This window comes from Zunongwangia sp., from assembly GCF_048269745.1.
Lineage (GTDB): Bacteria > Bacteroidota > Bacteroidia > Flavobacteriales > Flavobacteriaceae > Zunongwangia.
In genome coordinates, this window is the sequence record NZ_JBLXIB010000013.1 from 15,065 (window position 1) to 34,254 (window position 19,190).

General features: G+C 35.9%; 8 protein-coding genes. All 8 read left to right on the plus strand.

The features are described from left to right. Positions 1-61: 61 nt before the first annotated feature. Complete coding sequence (locus tag ACN0WI_RS13870) at positions 62-1,450, plus strand: aminopeptidase P family protein (RefSeq protein ID WP_417887586.1); 1,389 nt, start codon at positions 62-64, stop codon at positions 1,448-1,450. A 67-nt stretch (positions 1,451-1,517) separates the two neighbouring features. Next, positions 1,518-4,613, plus strand: a complete 3,096-nt coding sequence (locus ACN0WI_RS13875) for a glycoside hydrolase family 2 TIM barrel-domain containing protein (protein ID WP_417887587.1) — start codon at positions 1,518-1,520, stop codon at positions 4,611-4,613. Between the two features lie 298 nt (positions 4,614-4,911). Further along, entirely contained in the window at positions 4,912-7,158 is a 2,247-nt protein-coding gene (locus ACN0WI_RS13880; protein ID WP_417887588.1) for a DPP IV N-terminal domain-containing protein, read from the plus strand. An 872-nt stretch (positions 7,159-8,030) separates the two neighbouring features. Next, positions 8,031-11,195, plus strand: coding sequence for a SusC/RagA family TonB-linked outer membrane protein (locus ACN0WI_RS13885; protein ID WP_417887590.1), 3,165 nt, complete (start codon positions 8,031-8,033; stop codon positions 11,193-11,195). 11 nt (positions 11,196-11,206) lie between these two features. Then, positions 11,207-12,949 (plus strand): RagB/SusD family nutrient uptake outer membrane protein, encoded by a 1,743-nt coding sequence (locus ACN0WI_RS13890; RefSeq protein ID WP_417887591.1) that lies wholly within the window; start codon positions 11,207-11,209, stop codon positions 12,947-12,949. A gap of 47 nt (positions 12,950-12,996) precedes the next feature. Then, the gene (locus ACN0WI_RS13895) at positions 12,997-16,014 is read left to right on the plus strand and encodes a SusC/RagA family TonB-linked outer membrane protein (RefSeq protein WP_417887592.1); all 3,018 of its coding nucleotides are present in this window, start codon (positions 12,997-12,999) and stop codon (positions 16,012-16,014) included. A gap of 1 nt (position 16,015) precedes the next feature. Next, the gene (locus ACN0WI_RS13900) at positions 16,016-17,704 is read left to right on the plus strand and encodes a RagB/SusD family nutrient uptake outer membrane protein (protein ID WP_417887593.1); all 1,689 of its coding nucleotides are present in this window, start codon (positions 16,016-16,018) and stop codon (positions 17,702-17,704) included. A 16-nt stretch (positions 17,705-17,720) separates the two neighbouring features. Beyond that, positions 17,721-19,088: a DUF1735 domain-containing protein gene (locus ACN0WI_RS13905; RefSeq protein WP_417887594.1), complete on the plus strand. Its 1,368-nt coding sequence runs from the start codon at positions 17,721-17,723 to the stop codon at positions 19,086-19,088. Positions 19,089-19,190: the final 102 nt, after the last annotated feature.

Genomic DNA, 19,190 nt, shown 5'->3' on the forward strand with positions numbered 1-19,190 from the left:
TTTTCTGATAAATACCCAATGGGTTTGAACAGAAATAGTTAACTAAAAAATGTAAGAATAGATGTTTTCAAAAGAAACGTATGTAGCGCGAAGAGAGAGCTTAAAGAAAAAAATGGGATCCGGACTCTTAATATTCCCTGGGAATAAGGAAACCGGAATGAATTATAAAGACAATTGGTATCCCTTTAGGCAGGATAGTACCTTTTTATATTACTTCGGAATTAACCTTCCCGATCTTTATGTACTTATCGATTTAGATAATGATAAAGAGATACTTTTTGGAGATGACCTTACTCCTGAAGATTTTGTTTGGGTTGGAGCAGTAGAACCTTTATCGACATATGCTGAAAAATCTGGTATTGCTGAAGTACAGCCAATGTCAAGATTGGAAGCTTATATTAAAAATGCACAGCAAAAAGCTCAGCCTTTGCATTATTTGCCTCCGTATAGAAATAAAGTAACGATCGAGATCAGTAATCTTACCGGAATTCCGGTGAACGAAGTTGAAGCTAAAAAGTCGACTGAATTTACCAAAGCAGTCATCGCACAACGTTCTATAAAGTCTGCTGAAGAAATTAAAGAAATTCATAAAGCGGTAAACATTACTGCTGCCATGCATCGTCATGCGATTAAATGGACAAAACACGGCATTACCGAAAAACAAATTGCGGGTGAATTACAAGCTATTGCTGTTGCCGGTGGCGGGAATATTTCGTTTCCAATAATTCTAACCAAAAACGGCCAATATCTGCATAATCATGCTACACAGGCGGTGGTAGAAAACGGAGATATTGTTTTATGTGACTGTGGAGCTGAGACGGCTATGAATTATGCGGGAGATATGACACGTTCTTTTCCGGTAGCCGAACGATTTACAGCTATTCAGCGAGAAGTTTATTCGATCGTTTTAGATGCTCACGAAAGCGCAGCCGCAGCATTAAAACCCGGTTATCGTTTTAAAGATGCCCATTTATTGGCGTGTAGCCGAATTGTAGAAGGCTTAAAAGGTCTTGGTTTAATGAAGGGCGATACACAGGAGGCTGTAAATGCCGGTGCACACACTTTATTTTTTCAATGTGGTTTAGGCCATTTTATGGGAATGGATGTTCACGATATGGAAAACTTTGGCGAGCAGTTGGTCGGGTATACTGATGATCTTAAAAAGAGTACCGAATTTGGTTTGAAATCTCTGCGATTAGGTAAAGCACTGGAAGAAGGGAATGTACTTACTGTAGAGCCCGGAATTTATTTTAATCCGTTTTTAATCGATTCCTGGAAAGCACAGGGTAAATACACTGATTTTGTGAATTATGACGAAGTTGAAAAGTTTAAAAGTTTTGGTGGTATGCGTGTAGAAGAAGACTTTTTAATTACGGCAAATGGTAAAGAACTGCTGGGAGATCCTCTCGCAAAAACAATACAAGAAATAGAAGAACTTAAAAACTCATAACTATAGAAAATCTGAAAATGCTATGAACCACTTTCTCTCCTTTAAATTTCTCCACTATTTTAGCCTTTTGTTCATAGCATTTTCTTTTTCATTACAAGCCCAGGAATATCCTGAGTGGCAGCGTTTAGATATTTTATCTGTAAATACCGAAGATCCAAGGGCTCATTTTCATATTTATGATTCAGAAGCTGATGCGTTGACCGGCGAATACCAAAAATCTGGAAACTATAAAAGTTTAAACGGAAGCTGGAAATTTCATTTTGCGGCGGTTCCTGAAAAAAGACCGGTAGATTTTTATAAAACCGATTTTGATGTAAAAGCCTGGGATGATATCCAAGTTCCCGGCGATTGGCAATTGCAGGGATACGATTTTCCGTTATATGTGAGTTCAGGTTTCACCTTTAAAATTAATCCGCCATTTGTAGACACTACCTATAATCCGGTTGGATCGTATAAACGAACTTTTAATATATCACATGATGATTTTAATGATGATAAAGATTTTTATCTTCATTTTGGAGCGGTAAACAGTGCTTTTTATGTTTGGGTAAATGGTGAGAAAGTTGGTTATAAAGAAGGAACCAAAACACCATCAGAATTTAAAATTACTCAATATTTAAAACCGGGAGAAAATAGTATTGCGGTTGAAGTATATCGTTGGTCTTCTGCTAGTTATTTAGAAGATCAGGATTTTTGGCGATTAAGCGGAATTGAGCGTGATGTTTATATCTATAAAACGCCCAAATCTAGAATCAAAGACTTTTTTGTGACTCCGGGATTGGATAAAAATTACGATAAAGGAATTCTTAATGGATATGCGGTTATTGATGCAGAAAGTTCCCGTAAAAATCTTCAGATTAATTTAAAAATCTGGGATAATGGGAAGGTAATTTCAGAAATAAGCAAACCAATTGCTGACGCTAAAAATGATACGTTAAACTTTCAAATTTCAGATTTAAATATTAAACAGTGGTCGGCCGAGACACCAAATCTTTATTCTTTAAGTTTAAGCCTGAAGGATGGAGATAAAACGCTAATGGCCACTTCAGCAAAAATAGGTTTTAGAACTTCAGAAATTAAAGGCGGACAACTTTTGGTAAATGGGAAACCGATTTTACTTAAAGGAGTGAATAGACATGAGCATGACCAATACGCAGGCCACGTGATCTCGCATGAATCCATGCTTCAGGATATTAAACTTTTTAAAGAATATAACATCAATGCCGTTCGAAACTCGCATTATCCTGCCGATCCATATTGGTACGAGCTATGTGATAAATATGGCATTTATATGATCGATGAGGCGAATCTTGAAAGTCATGGCTTTGGTTATGATGAGGATAAAACCCCGGCAAATAAACCAGAGTTTGAGAAAATGCATCACGATCGTATCGCCAGAATGATGCAAACTAATAAAAATCATCCTTCGATTATTATCTGGTCTATGGGGAACGAAGCAGGTGATGGCCCGGCATTCATAAAAAATTATCACTGGTTAAAGAAAAACGATCCTAGCCGCCCGGTGCAATATGAACGAGCCGAGCGTGGTAAAAGTTTCCAGGAACCACATACCGATATCATTCCTTGGATGTATGCCAGCGTTGATTATATAAAAAATAACTACCTGGGGAACTATCCAGATCGCCCGTTTATTTGGTGCGAATATGCGCATGGTATGGGGAACAGTACCGGTGATCTTGTAGATCTTTGGGATTTTGTATACGAAAATCCACAAATCCAGGGCGGATTTATTTGGGACTGGATCGACCAGGGATTTGTAAAAACTGATGAAACTGGAGAGGAATATTGGGCTTATGGCGGGGATTTTGGACCAGATCGCTATAGGCATGATGCTAATTTTGTGATTAATGGATTAGTAAATCCAGATCGTACGCCACATCCTGCACTTTACGAAGTAAAAGATGTTTATCAAAATGTAGCTATTAAGTTAAAAGACAAGCAGGCAGGAAATTTCACCTTTGAAATTGAGAATCGTTTCTTTTTTACCAATTTAAATGAATACGAAATCTTTTACGATTTAATAAAAGACGGACAATTTGTTGAGGGTAGCGGTCCTATGACAATCGATTTGGCACCTCAGAAAAAGACATTTCAAATCCAGGCGTTTAAACTAGAAAAGGGAGCAGAGTATTTTATAAATTTCTATGTAAAAACTAAGAATATTGGTGTTGTACTTGCTAACGGTTATGTAATTGCCAAAAATCAAATTCAGCTTCAGGAAGGAAGTGAGGTGAAATTACCGGTTGTAGCTTCAGAGAAGCTGAAAACAAAAAATAAGGGCGAAAATCTTATAATTTCGAATATCAATGTTGAGGTTGTTTTTGATAAGAAAACGGGCGTACTTTTAGCATATAATTTTAAAGGGAAAGACCTGATCAAAAAAGGACCTCAACCAGATTTTTGGCGGGCTCCTACAGATAATGACTTCGGAAACAACTTTCAGAAACGGGCAAGAGCCTGGAAAGAAGCAACGGATAATCCTCAATTAATGGATTTCACTTCTGAAAAAAAGGATGGTTATGTTGAAGTAAAAACGAATTATCAGTTAGATTCGGTTTCTTCTAATCTCAACATTACCTATAAAATTTACGCAAACGGACGTATTGAAGTCAGCAATAACTTTGAATTTAACGGCGATACAGAAAAGCTAACTTCCTTGCCGAGATTCGGTAACTCCATGATACTTCCGTTAGCCTACGACAATGTAGAATGGTATGGTCGCGGGCCTTACGAGAATTATTGGGATCGTAAAACTTCTGCTTTTGTAGGGATTTACAATTCGAGTGTAGAGGATTTATACGTACCCTACATTCGCCCACAGGAAAATGGCTATCGTACTGATAATCGCTGGGTAAAACTTACGGATAATGAAGGAAACGGAATCAAATTCAGCGGAATGCCTTTCATTTCTTTTAGTGCATTAAGAAATCCAACTTCAGATTTTGATCCGGGCATTGAAAAAGCACAACGGCATACCACCGATATCAAAGCTAAAGATGCGATTTATCTAAATATTGATTATAGACAAATGGGTGTTGGTGGAGATAATAGTTGGGGTGCAAAAACCTGGGAAAAATACCAGCTCAAACCTAAAAATTATAGCTATACCTATTTTATAGAACCGATTTTTATTGGCGAGTAGGCAGTAATTAGAATTGAGTATTGAGAAGTTAGATTTTAGATCGTTTCGCTGTAAGCCCATAGTAAATAAATTAGAGATTTTATGATGCATGTTGAATGTTGATTTTTTTTTTGTCATTTCGAGCGTAATGAAATGAAGTCGAGAAATCTTTTAAAGAGTTAGAGTATTGAATAATCTAATGAGCTAGAAAAACCTTAATTAATAAAGATCACTCCACTACGGTCGGGATGATGTTAGAGACTCAATAAAACTATAAATATCAAACTAATAGCTAAAAACCTAAATTAGAATCATAAAAATGGCTAAAAATTCCCTTTTAAGAATAGCGATACTGTTTTTCTTTTCATCTTCAATAATTGCGCAAGAAGCCCCTGAACTTTTAAGCTTAGAACGTATTTATTCTTCTTCAGAATTTAGTAGCGATTACCAACGTCCTATTTTCTGGATAGAAAATGGTAATGCTTTTGTAAGTATCGAAAAAGATTATTCGGGTAATGATGAGCTTATTCGTTACGAGAGTAAAAATCATCAATCAAATATATACTTGGCGGCTCAACATCTTGCTGTAAATGGTAAAAACCTGGCAATAGAGGATTTTTCGTTATCGCCGGATGGTAGTAAGGTGCTTATTTTTACCAATTCCAGTAGGGTTTGGCGCTCCAATACCAAAGGTGATTTTTGGGTTTATGATTTTGATACTAAAGAATTAAAACAACTAGGAAAAGATTTTCCATCCTCATCGTTGATGTTTGCTAAATTTTCTGAAGATAATCAGTTTGTGGCCTATGTGCAAGATTTCAATATTTATAAAGAAAGTTTTAAAACGGGAGAAATTACTCAGTTAACCAAAGATGGTACCGGGGACATTATCAATGGAACTTTTGATTGGGTGTATGAAGAAGAGTTTGGAATGCGAGATGGATTTACTTGGAGTCCCGATGCTTCCAAAATTGCATTCTGGCAATTGGATGCTTCAGACATTGGTACTTTTTACATGATTAATAATACAGATTCGGTATATTCACAACCCATAGCGCTTCAGTATCCAAAAGCGGGATACAATCCTTCTTCAGCAAAAGTCGGAATTGTAGATACAAAAACTTCCGAAGTAAAATGGATTCCGATGCCAGGTGATCCTGTTCAGCATTATTTACCGGCAATGCAATGGCTTAGTGAAGATTTACTGCTTATTCAGCAAATGAATAGGAAACAAAACCAACTCAATATTTTCACTTATAAGCCTTCAACAGCAGAATTGAAAAAAGTCTATACAGAAACTGAAGATACTTGGGTGGATTTGCGTTATCCGGATATTTCGTCTAATCAATGGGGGAATAATGATCAGTTAATCGTAGATAATGGAAAGGCATTTTTACGAATGACAGAAAATGATGGTTGGCGCCATATTTACAAAGTTGATTTAGCTTCTGGCGAAAAAACACTATTAACGCCAGGGGATTATGATGTAGCGACCTATTATCAAACCGATGATAAAAATTTATATATCGTAGCCTCACCAGATAATGCCACGCAGCGCTATTTGTACCGTGTGCCTTTAAATGGAAGCGGAAAGTTAACCAGAATAACTCCGCAGCAATTCGAAGGTGTAAATACCTACGATGTTTCGCCTAACGGAAAATATGCCATTCATAAATTCACTAATGTGAGCACACCAAATACAGTTAGTTTGGTGAGCCTGCCAAAGCATAAATCAGTAGAAACGTTAGTAGATAATAAACGATTAAAAAGTAAACTAACTTCTTTAGCATTGCCGGAAACGACTTTTTTCAAAGTAAAAGCTGATAACGGAATTGAAATGGATGCCAGAATGACCAAACCTTTAAATTTTGATGCAAGGAAAAAATACCCGGTACTTTTTCATGTGTATGGTGAGCCCTGGGGCGTTGTTGCCACCGATCAATGGGTTGGATTATATGAATTATTTATGGCGCAGCAAGGATTTGTGGTGATAAGTATAGATAATCGAGGAACACCAACGTTAAAAGGTAGCGATTGGCGAAAAAGTATTTATCAAAAGGTGGGAGTGATTAATACGAACGATCAGGCTGCAGCAGCAAAAAAAGTATTGGCAACTTATGATTTCTTAGATAGAGACCGAGTAAATGTTTGGGGATGGAGTGGTGGAGGCTCCATGACGCAAAATTTATTGTTTAGATATCCTGATGTGTACCAAACAGGTGTTGCGGTTGCCGGTGTTGCAAATCAGTTATTCTACGATAATATTTACCAGGAGCGTTATATGGGATTGCCCAGTGAAGATAAAGAGAAGTTTATCGAAGGTTCGCCGGTAACCTATGCGAAAAATCTGGAAGGAAACTTATTGCTAATCCATGGTACTGGCGATGACAATGTACATTATCAGAACATGGAGTATTTAGTAAATGAATTAATACGAAATAATAAGCAATTTGATATGATGGCTTATCCCAACCGATCTCATGGTATTTATGAAGGGAAGAATACTTCGATTCACTTGTACACCTTAATTACCAATTATTTCTTGGAGCATAACGGATTGAAGTAAAAAGGAAAATTGTATAAATGTAGTACTTTCAAGAAATAAATAAACCCTTTTTTAAATCGAAAAATGACCTTTTAAGAAGGGTTTGTTAAAAATTTCAATCTAATCAATGATTAAAAAATTACGCTACTATTTTGATACAATACTCAATAAAAAGTAATCTAACCTAACAAACATATTCAATTAATCGTATAAAATACTCCATAATCATTAAAAATAGTGAAGCAGATTTTTGGATAAGAGTATAAATGCGAATATGAAAATATTTTTCAAGAAATACAAGCAATAGTTTCGGTTAAATCCTTTAATATAATAGATTCTTTTAATGAATTAGTTTTATAATTTCTGAAATATAGCATGAAAGTTTATGCTTATAATAATGAGGTTTCCTGTTTGTATAAATAAAGAAGTAGAGCTAATGGGTTTGAAGTTTCCAAAAGGTTACAGATGCTATTTTCCGGAAGAAATTCTTATTTCTTACATTTAAAAGGTATTATCAGAAAATTACAATTTCTGAGAAACTTACAGTTTAATCAACTTTTTTATAGCTTAAAATTGATTCATGAAAGATAAAAGTCCATGAAAATAGGCAGAAAAAAAAACCGGTAGTAATTACCGGTTTTTTTTCTGCCTAAATATTAAATATCAGTTATAATGAAAATTTAATTTGTTATTAAATAATTAGCGTAATATATGATAAGATTATGTTAATATACTATTACTGTTAGAGTGATGTAATATTTAATATTGTTACTGTAAATGATTGATTATTGATATTATTTAAATGTTTTTTGTTTTTTTATGTATATAAAATGTTAAATAGTGAAAAAATTAATTTTAAAAATAAAGGTTAATTATTAAACAGTTTTGTTAAAATGAAAATTATTCTTAGTAAGAAAAATCGTTTAAAATTTCTACTATTAATTTGTGCTTTCATACCAATTTTGGCGTTCTCACAAAATGAGAAAACTATTAAAGGTATTGTAAAAGATGCCAATGGTTTAGGATTACCAGGTGTTAATGTACAGGTTGATGAAACAAATGTTGGAACCGCTACTAATTGGGAAGGAGAATTCTCGATTGATGCGAAGAATGGGGATGTTTTAATTTTTTCCTTTATTGGCCTAAAAACAAAGAAGGTAAAACTTGCTGATCAATCTTTTTTAGATGTCCAGATGGAAGAAGATTCTGGTTCTTTAGAAGAGGTTGTAGTTGTTGGATTTGGGGTACAAAAAAAGGAATCTGTCGTAGGAGCAATTTCTCAGGTATCTGGAGAAACTTTGCAGAAGGTAAAGATGGGAGGAAGTTTAGAAAATTCACTTCAAGGAAATTTACCAGGTTTAACTGTGGTGAGTACGGACCCTACTCCTGGGGAAGAAGCCATAGGAGGTCTTTCAATGGTCATTAGAGGTACTTCTTCGATGGGATCTAATGGGCCACTTTATATTGTTGATGGGGTCGAACGACCAATTTCGAACATAGATCCTAACGATATTGCATCGATTTCAATTTTAAAAGATGCTTCTGCGACTGCGGTGTATGGTGTTAAAGGAGCTAACGGAGTTGTAATCGTAAATACTAAGAGAGGTGCTGCAGGAGCACTTCAGTTAAATTTCAATTCTCAGATTTCTATTAAGACACCAACTGAATTACCTGAGTATATGAATGCCTACCAAACTATGCTATTAAGAAATGAAGCCTATCGTAACGACGGTATGTGGAATAATTTAATTAGCGACGAAGAACTGGCGCATTATAGAGATCAGGATTTACCGTATTTATATCCAGATTTTGATTGGATGGATTATTACTTTAAACCTGGTTTTGACCAGAATTATAATCTAAATGCTCGTGGAGGAACAGATTTTGTAAAATATTTTGTTTCTGTAGGATATTTAGAAGAAGGAGATGTTTTTGATGTAGGTAATGTTTTTCCTTATGATTATGACGATAGAAATGCACATTACTGGCACAAGCGGTATAATTTTAGAAATAATTTAGATTTTACGTTAACCGAATCTACACAGTTAACTTTAAATCTTGGTGGTAATTTAAAAGTTTGGAACAAGCCAATTGACGATTATACACAGGAAAACTGGTATCAATCTGTAACTGCTTTACCTTTTTATCCTGCCGATGCTTTAAATGCTTATCCAGATGGATTAATACCTTACAACCAGTCTGGAATACGTCCTTATATTAATCCAGATATGGGGGAAGTTCGTTTAAACTGGCAGGGTGGACAGGGATTCCAAAGATTAAAATCAAACGAATTGAATGTGGATGTAAAATTCAACCAAAAATTGGATTTTATTACTGAAGGTTTATCTGCAAATATTCTTTATTCGTATAATACATTACAGCAATATAGAAAATACTATAGATTACCATTATACTTTGGGTATTTCTTAGATCCAAATACACAGGAGTGGTCTCGATATGATAACTGGGGAACAGAAGATTTGGATACACCGCAGCCTCCATTAAATATTTCAGAGATAGAGAATATCTCTGATGCTTATAGATCTCATTTCTACCAGGGACAGTTAAATTATAATAGAAACTTTGGGAATCACAATGTTGGGTTAACAGGTGTATTTACTAGAAGAGAGTCCAGGGGAATTTCAGATTTTACGCATTACGAAGAAAACTGGATAGGTAGAGGGACTTACAATTATGATGAACGTTATTTTCTTGAAGCCAGTATAACTCATTCGGGTTCAGAAAAATTTGCTCCGGGATTTCGTTTTGGTACTTTCCCTGCATTTGCCGGTGGATGGACTATCTCTAACGAAAGTTTTTATAAAGACTCTAAGGCTAGCTCATTCATGGATTTCGTAAAACTTAGGGGGTCTTATGGTGTCGTAGGTAGTGATGTTGGTATAGCTAGATGGCTTTATATTTCTGAATATACCGATGTGAATCCAGATACTTATACTGCCGGTTTCGGTAATCCAATTCAAAGGTATCCAGTTATTCAAGAAGGTAATATACCAGTAACCGATGCTACTTGGGAAGAAGCGACAAAATCCAATGTAGCTGTAGATCTGGGTTTTTTTGATAGTGCGGTAACCTTATCGGTAGATCTATTTGATGAGAGAAGAACAGGGGTACTTCAAACCAGGCAATCTGTACCAAGTTATATCGGGGTTTCAGGAATTTCAGGAAACCTTGGTGAAACAAAAAGTCATGGTATGGAGGTGCAGCTAGGCTTTAACAAAGCAATAAATGATAATTGGGTAGTTTATGGATCGGCAAATATTGCATGGTCTGAAAACAGAGTTGTTTATTATGATGAGCCAGCTTCCAGACCTTTTCATTTAAAAGCAGAAGGAAAACCGGTAGAAATAGCAAGAAGACTTGGTTGGTATACACCAGGAACGGGAGTTATGGATAATGGTTTTTATCAAAACTTCGATCAATTATTTATGTATCCAAAAGCTTCTGGAGGCAGTCCTATAGTTGGAGATCTAGCTTTTATGGATTTTAATGGAGATGGAGTTGTAGACCAGCAGGATAGAATTGTTTCAAAATATCCAATTGTGCCAGAGCTTAACTGGAATGCCTCTGTAGGAGCTAATTTCAAAAACTGGTCTTTGGATGTTCAATTATATGGTATTGGAAAAACTCAGCAACCAATGCGTCAAGGAGGAATGTTCTTTTTATACCCATTTACAGAAGGGAAAAATAATGCTTTTACGGCACATGGAAATCACTGGACGCCATCTAATCCAAATGCAGAATTTCCATCTGTACATAATGTGGCGATCGATCAATACAATTATCGTATAAGTCAGTTTTCAATGATCGACGGGCAATATATCAGGCTAAGAAATGTAAGACTGGGATACACTTTGAAATCAGACTTCTTAGATAAATTAAGTATAAAAAATGTGAATTTTGGTTTAACAGGGACCAACCTGTTAACCTGGTCACGTAGAGGTTGGGGAGGTGATCCTGAAGGATTCAACTTCGGGGCTGATTTTGGTGCCTACCCGCAGATGAAAAGGTATTCTTTTGATCTATCTATTGAATTCTAAAAATATTGATTATGAAAAGACTATTATTTTTTCTTATAACTCTACCAATTTTCACAAGTTGTGAAGACTATTTGGACAGAGTACAGGATTCTGCAGGTATGCAGAAAGATGAAGTATTTACCGATTATAACAATTTTAGAAGTTTTCAGGATCGCATGTATCAGGATCTTCTACATTATTTGTCTCCTGGTGATTACTCGTATATAGCTGCAGTTTCAGATGAAGGTTATATGAGCTCAGATTGGGAAACCCTTCCGGTTATTCAGAATGGAGATTACTTAAGGGCTTACAATACAGCACAGGCATTACAGTTTAATGCAGACGGAGTTTGGGGAGCCTGGTCCAGTATTCGAATTCTAAATATTTCTTTGGAGAACTTAGATATGTTAGATAATGCATCCCAATCTCAGATCGATCAACTTAAAGGGCAGGCACATTTTATGCGTGCATGGTATTATTACGAATTCTTAAAGAGACAGGGCGGAATGCCATATATCACCAGAAGTTTTAATGCTTCAGATAATTTTTCTCTGCCTCGTGACTCTTATCATGAAACCGCCATGAATATCGTTGCTGATCTTGATACTGCAGCAACATTATTACCAACACGTTGGGATGAAGCGAATCTTGGTAGACCCACACAAGGAGCGGCGATGGCGCTTAAAGCTTCCACCTTACTTTTTGATGCCAGTCCAAATAATAATGCTGGAAATGATGTTTCTAGATGGAAAGCAGCAGCTGAAGCTTCCTGGGATTTAATTGAAGTTGCCGATGCCGGTAGGTATTCTTTAGTTCCTTCAAACGGAATGGACGAAGTGAAATACTTAACTCCAGAAGGAGAAAAAAGCATTCAATTTGCCAGTGGATTTGATAGCATTTTTATGTATCAACCAACAAATTCAGAAATCATCTGGGAGAATTATAACGTAAGCCGTTATACCGATACCTGGAATGTATTTAGTGTTCCCAGCCTGGCGCCTGGCGGAGTAATCCAGGGATTTAGCCCTAGTGCTAATATTGTGGATATGTTCGAGACCGCAAATGGTCTACCAATTTCAGACGATCCAAATTACGATCCTCAAAACCCATATGTTGGTAGAGATCCAAGATTTTATCACTCGATTATTTTTAATCAGGAACGATGGACTTCCCAAACCGGTAATTATATGGAACTTTTTGAAGGTGGCGAAGAAAGAACAGGACAACCACATTACTCTTTTACAGGTTATTTAGCCAGAAAGTTCTGGGCTAGAAATATCGATCAATGGTCCGGAGCTACTGCACCAAATACGCACGTGATCTATTTTAGATTTGCTGATATATTATTGCAATATGCTGAGGCAGCCAATGAGATTGGTGGACCAAATTACAGTCTTCCCGGAGCAAATCTAACAGCGGTAGAAGCAGTTGATCGTGTAAGAGCCCGCGTTAATATGCCAGGTGTTGCTTCTCAATTTTTAAGTGATAAAGATACTTTTAGAGAGCGTATTAAAAATGAAAGAGCAGTAGAACTTTATCTTGAAGGTAAGCGATATTTTGATCTTAAAAGATGGAGAGATGCAAGTGATCTGGAGCATAGAGCGATTTATGGTGTAGAATTTAGCGAAGATCCATCAAAGCCAACAGGTTATAGTATAAATAGAACATCAGAACCAGTTTTCACTCTAACCTTTGGAGATAAGCATTACAGATGGCCAATACCATTGGATGATGCTACTATATTCCCAGAGTTTAATCAAAATCCTGGTTGGTAAAATAGTATACAATACAATTGATAACACTATCAGTTAAAAAATAAAGAATGAAAAATAATACAATATTCCTACTATTTATTTTTAGTCTTGGTATCGTATTTTGCCATAATACATATTCACAGACTGATACCCAATACAGTACTGTCTCAGGACAGGTAGTAGATAAAGATAATGAGCCTGTAGCACATGCTAAGGTCATTACAATTTCAGCAAAAAATGTAGTTGAAACTGGCGAGAATGGAGAGTTTACGGTAGAAATTTCTGGAGAAGAAGCCGATTTTTTAAGCGTAGTAAAAAAGGGTTATCAAAGCCAAAGTATGTTTGTTTCTGCAGATCTTGATACTCCTATTATTTTAGAAGAAGCTCCGTATCTATATGGAACTAACGATCTGAAAATTCCATATTTAGATCTTGAACCCTCTAAAAATGTTTCTGCAATTAATACCATTACGGGTGAGGAGTTAAGAACGTTCCCCTCTATTCAGTTTTTAGAGGCTTTAGAAGGTCGTCTTCCCGGGTTAAGAATGAGTCAATATGATTACACTCCGGGAGTTGAGTGGGTTGCAGGAAATGTGCGAGGAGAAGATGCTGTTTATTATATCGATGGGATCCAAAGAAACCCAAAAGACTTATCAGTTTTTGAGATAGATAAAGTAGAGGTGATCAAGGATTTCTCAGGTAGAGCAACACTTGGAACCAGCGGAGCAAGTCCTATCGTTTGGATTACCACCGTAAAGGGACAGGAAAATAAAAATGAAATAAATATTACTGCAGAGACAGGATATAGCCAAGCAGCAAATTTACCTAATTATTTAGATTCTTATAACTATGCATCTTTGTATAACGAAGCTTTGACAAATGATGGTTTAGATCCATTATATTCTGAGGAAGCTTTAGATGCTTATCAAACAGGAAATAATACACTTAGATATCCTAATGTCGATTATTACGATCAATACGTTAAGGACTTCACTCGTTTTACTCGTGCTAATGTAGATTTTCAGGGGGGATCAGAAAAAGTGACTTATTTCTCTAATCTCAATTATGTTGGTTCTGGGGGATATGAAGAAATTGGTCAGGAAACCATTTATGATAGATACAAAATTAGAGGAAATGTAGACATAAAATTAACCGATTTTATGCGAATGAATGTTAACCTTTCTGGTACTTACGGAAGAGCAGAATATGCGAACGAGGGAGATGGGTCTGGTCGTTATAATATGTTTAGTCTTCTATCTTCTTATCCATCTAATGCAACGCCAATTTGGTACGAAGATAAGTTAATCGTTAGTGATAACTTTCCTGTGAACTTAACCAACGAATTGGTTTATGGTGGTTATGGCGAGTCTACAGAGTTAAACACACAAAACCTGGTTTCGCTATTAATAGATCTTGAAAGTGTAGCTAAAGGCTTAGAGTTTTATGCAAGTGCAGCTTTAGATGCTAATAATGTTTTAGTAAATAACCTTGGTGGAACTGCAGCACTTTATAGAAGAGTTACAGGTACAGATAATGAGTTGGAAAGAGTAGTGGAGCAAGAAGTACAATCCAATATGTATAGTGGCAACAATTCTTATGATCGTCGTCTTAGTGCTATGGCGAATCTTAGCTATAAATATGAAAAAGATGAACACGATCTTGATTTAGATCTTTCTTACTATCAGTCTTTACAGGAAGGCCGTGTAATTTATATAAACTATCAACCTGATAAAATACAGGATATAGGTTTTAGGGCTAATTATCTTTATGACGGTAAATATGCATTACAGTTTGATGCCTCTTATACAGGTAATATGAGATTAAAGGAAGGGGAACGATTTAATTTTTATCCAACCGTAGGTGCTGCATGGAATGTATCTGAAGAATCGTTCTTAAAAAATAGCGATGTTGTAGATTATTTAAAACTGTATGCTTCTTACGGAATAATGGGGGTGAATAAATTCAATTTTGACGGAACTTACAACCAGTATTATTTATATAAAACACTATGGAAAAATGATGGTTCCTGGAGTAGTGGTATTGAAGGACAACGCAGTGGAGCAGATAATGTTTACGAAGTGCTTCAATATGGAAGCACAGGTTTCTCTTTACCAGAACGACAGTATTTCAACATAGGCTTTAAATCTGAATTTTTTGATAGAAAGATTGCTTTAGAGGCTAATTATTTCGATCAAAAAGATGTGGATATTTTATCACCAATGAGCAATTTCACACCTTCAATTTATGGAACAGGCGGATTTTTACCAATTCAGAATTTCGAGGAGTTTCGTCGCTACGGTGTAGATGGAATGATTCAATATAACGATCAATTTGGAGATTTTAAGGTTTCACTTGGTGTGAATGCTATGTATTTAAGAAGTGAGAACATAGTGGTAGACGAGCCTGCTGCATTGGCCGAATATAGAAAGCGTGCAGGTAAAGGTGAGGATGTCATTTTTGGATATAAGGCTTTAGGTTTATATCAGTCTCAATCTGAAATTGATTCCAGAGGAGTTACTCAAAGCTGGGGAACTTTAGCTCCTGGAGATATTATGTACGAAGATTATAATAATGATGGCGTAATTACAGAGCAGGATATTCATGCTGTAGGCCATGAACCTAGAATTGCTTACGGTATCAATATCTCTTTAGATTATAAAGGTTTTGACCTTTTTGTTCTGGCAAATGGCAGAGCAAATGGAGAGGTGATGTTGAATGGTAGCTATTTTCAGAATAGATCAACCAATATTAACTATTCTGAAGCCATGCTAGATCGTTGGCCAATGACTAATAATATGCCAAGATTAACCACAGTATCTCAGAATAATTATCAAACATCTTCATTTTGGTTAGAAGATGGGGCGTATTTAAATCTTAGAAATGTTCAATTAGGATATACATTCCCAAATAGTATTTCCAGAAAACTCAATATGCAGAAGCTTAAAGTATTCCTAAGAGGTCGTAATCTGGCTTCATTTTCGAAAATACATAGCCAATATGGATTAAATCCAGAAAGTCTTAGTTCAGGGATCTCTATGTATCCTATTAGTAGAACAGTAACCTTTGGTTTAAGTACAAAATTTTAATATGATGAAAATTTATAAAATACTTCTATTTACGGGCATTATATCAGCAATGATATCATGTGATTATGTAGAGCCGTATCCAATACAAGATCAATCTGACGAAGATCTTTGGAGTCACGCCAATTACGGTGAAGGTTTGCTTACTAGAGCTTATACCGGCTTAAATTCGAATATGGAGATCTATATGGATACCTATACCGATAATGCGGTCCCTGCAACACCCGGACAAAATGCCATAGCACTTGGTAACTGGACGGTAGAAAACAATACAATTGGTAATTGGACAGCTAATTATATTAATATAAAGTATATCAATATATTTTTGGAGCATGCTGAGGATCTTATTTACTCGGTTTCAGATCCTGTTCAAAATGATATCGAAAATAGTCAACGTATAGGTGAAGCTTATTTTTTAAGAGCCTGGTATCATGCAGAACTTTTAAAGCAGTATGCAGGAGAGGTAGATGGACAGGTAACGGGTATTCCTATTATAACTACTTCGCTAGAGGAAGAAGAAACTTTAGATCTACCGAGAAATACTTATGAAGAAGTAGTCGCTCAAATCACAAAAGATTGTGATTCGGCTATAGCCAGATTACCATTAATGTATAATAATGGTAGTGAAACTTTCTCAGGTCTTGCCAATCGTGGTAGAGGTTCTGGTTTAGGAGCGATGGCTCTAAAGGCAAGAGTATATCTTAATGCAGCCAGCCCTGCTTATGGACCTTCTACTAGTGATCTTTGGTTAAGAGCGGCTAATGCTGCTGTAGAAGCAATCGATGCCTCTGGAGGTTTAACAGATCTTTCTCCATTTGGTAATTTTAATGATGCAGATAACTTTGAGAATATTTGGATTCAGCCTACTTACATAAATAACGATCTTGAAAACACCTATTATCCACCATCTTTATATGGTGATGGTAATATAAATCCTTCTCAGAATCTTGTAGATGCTTTTCCAGCAGCAGATGGTTATCCAATAGAAGATAGTGATTTATACGCTGAAGATGCTCCTTACGAAAATAGGGATCCAAGATTCGAGCGATTCATTTTCTATAATGGAGATGATTATAATGGTAATATTATAGAAACTTTTGTTGGTGGGCAGGATGCTCCTGGAGGTTTAAATCAGCAGGGAACGCGTACTGGATATTATATGAAAAAGCAATTGAGTATGAATGTACGTTTAACTCCCGGAGATGCTACTACAGACGAGAAATTTAAAGTGTATCTAAGTCGAACAGAACTTTATTTAAATTTTGCAGAAGCCGCTAATGAAGCTCTTGGACCAGATGATGCTTCTTTAGGTTATTCTGCCGCGCAGGTAATGGAAATTATTAGAAGAAGAGCCGGGATAGATTCTGATGCTGAGGTTGAAGGATTTCAGGACGAATACTTGACGCAGCAATCTATGGCTGGAACAGATGCTTTTAGAGATTTTATTCATAACGAAAGAAGAATCGAACTTTCTTTTGAAGGTTTTAGATTTTGGGATACCAGAAGATGGAATGACGAGTTAGATCATACGATCGAAGGAGTCAGAATAACTCCGGCAGGAGATGGTGAGTATAGCTATATCTACATAGATGTAGAGCAGCACCAGTATCAGGAATATATGAGATATGTTCCACTTCCTTTCGAGCAGGTACTTATAATGGATAATTTATCGCAAAATGATGGTTGGAATTAAAATGTTCAATAATACTATGAAAAGATTACTAATATTAATATTTGTTGCGTCTATTCTTACAGCATGCTATGATGATTACCGTGTAGATTATTCGCATACAACAGTAGCTTTTACTACTGCAGATGGAGGTTCTGGTGATCCAGATACGATGTGGAGAACCGTAGTAAAAGACGAAGGCTTAAACCTGGATTTCGGGGTGTATCTTGCAGGAGTGATAGAAAATAATGAGGAACGCTATGTAAGTTATGATATCGATCCTTCGTTACTTAGCGGGACAGATTATGAACTTTTACCTTCAGATTATTACAACTTAAGTAATACAAATGAATTTGTAATTGCCTCTGGAGATATTATAGGTAGTGTGAATATCGCTTTAGATTCCACGAAGTTTTTAAACGATCCATTAGCTACAGATAGGCATTATGCAATACCTTTTAAATTAACTGAAACCAATGCAGATTCTATTTTATCTACACAAAGTACAAAAGTTTTGGTTTTAAGTTATATGAATAAATATCAAGGATATTACAATCAAAATGCCACTTATACCACTTACGATTTAGATGGCAATGAATTGAATTCTGGAGAGATCGAAAACGTAATAAACGCTACTACTCTAAAGAACGATTTATTTAGAACAGACGGGATGATCTTTAGAGGAAGTGATTTTATGATGAATGTGAATCCAACAGATAATGATAATGTTATACTAGAATATTATCCAAATCCTAATGCAGATAATGCACCACAAAATGTGGCGGTAACAGATGAAGGCGTTGCCCTTTCTACTTCTTATGTATCGACATGGGAAAATTTGAATGCAATTAAAGATGATTATACTCCTTCAAGCAGTACAGATAAAGGGGATGGAGCTTATGGGAACTGGCCAAATGATGACGTTTGGAACTGGGTAGAATATGATTATGGAGATAATGTGTATAATTTTACTTTATCACAAATTTACTGGTGGACCGATAACGGTGGTATTTTAATACCGTACGATGCCTATTTAGAATATTGGGATATAGAAAATGAGGTTTGGGTAAGAGTAGAAAATGAAGTAGGTGTAAATGCAAATATGTTTAATGATACCGAACTTTCAGTGACTACAAATCGTTTGAGAATGCATTTTGTAGCTACCGCTTCCCAGGGAATTTTAGAATGGAGAACCTGGGGAAAACCTGTGCCAAGTGCCGAAGAGCAATCGGCAATATCTGGCATTACTATGATAGATGGAGAAGAAAACATGTATGATCAAGAGACCTCTACATTTACGTTAAATTATAGAATTGATTACCAGTTCAACGATTTTTACACCATAGTTAATTCTAATCTTGTATGGAGAAACCGTATTAGAGATGGTGTGAATGAATGGCGAAGGTAAATTTGAATTTAGTTTTGAAAGCAGGGAATGTTTTAAATATTCCCTGCTTTTTGATTTATTTACTGTGGTACTACTAAATCAAATATCCTTAATGAATGATAA

Coding starts and splice junctions, on each gene's coding strand:
- ACN0WI_RS13870 (WP_417887586.1), top strand. CDS start 62: ATGTTTTCAAAAGAAACGTATGTAGCGCGAAGAGAGAGCTTAAAGAAA.
- ACN0WI_RS13880 (WP_417887588.1), top strand. CDS start 4,912: ATGGCTAAAAATTCCCTTTTAAGAATAGCGATACTGTTTTTCTTTTCA.
- ACN0WI_RS13885 (WP_417887590.1), top strand. CDS start 8,031: ATGAAAATTATTCTTAGTAAGAAAAATCGTTTAAAATTTCTACTATTA.
- ACN0WI_RS13890 (WP_417887591.1), top strand. CDS start 11,207: ATGAAAAGACTATTATTTTTTCTTATAACTCTACCAATTTTCACAAGT.
- ACN0WI_RS13895 (WP_417887592.1), top strand. CDS start 12,997: ATGAAAAATAATACAATATTCCTACTATTTATTTTTAGTCTTGGTATC.
- ACN0WI_RS13900 (WP_417887593.1), top strand. CDS start 16,016: ATGATGAAAATTTATAAAATACTTCTATTTACGGGCATTATATCAGCA.
- ACN0WI_RS13905 (WP_417887594.1), top strand. CDS start 17,721: ATGAAAAGATTACTAATATTAATATTTGTTGCGTCTATTCTTACAGCA.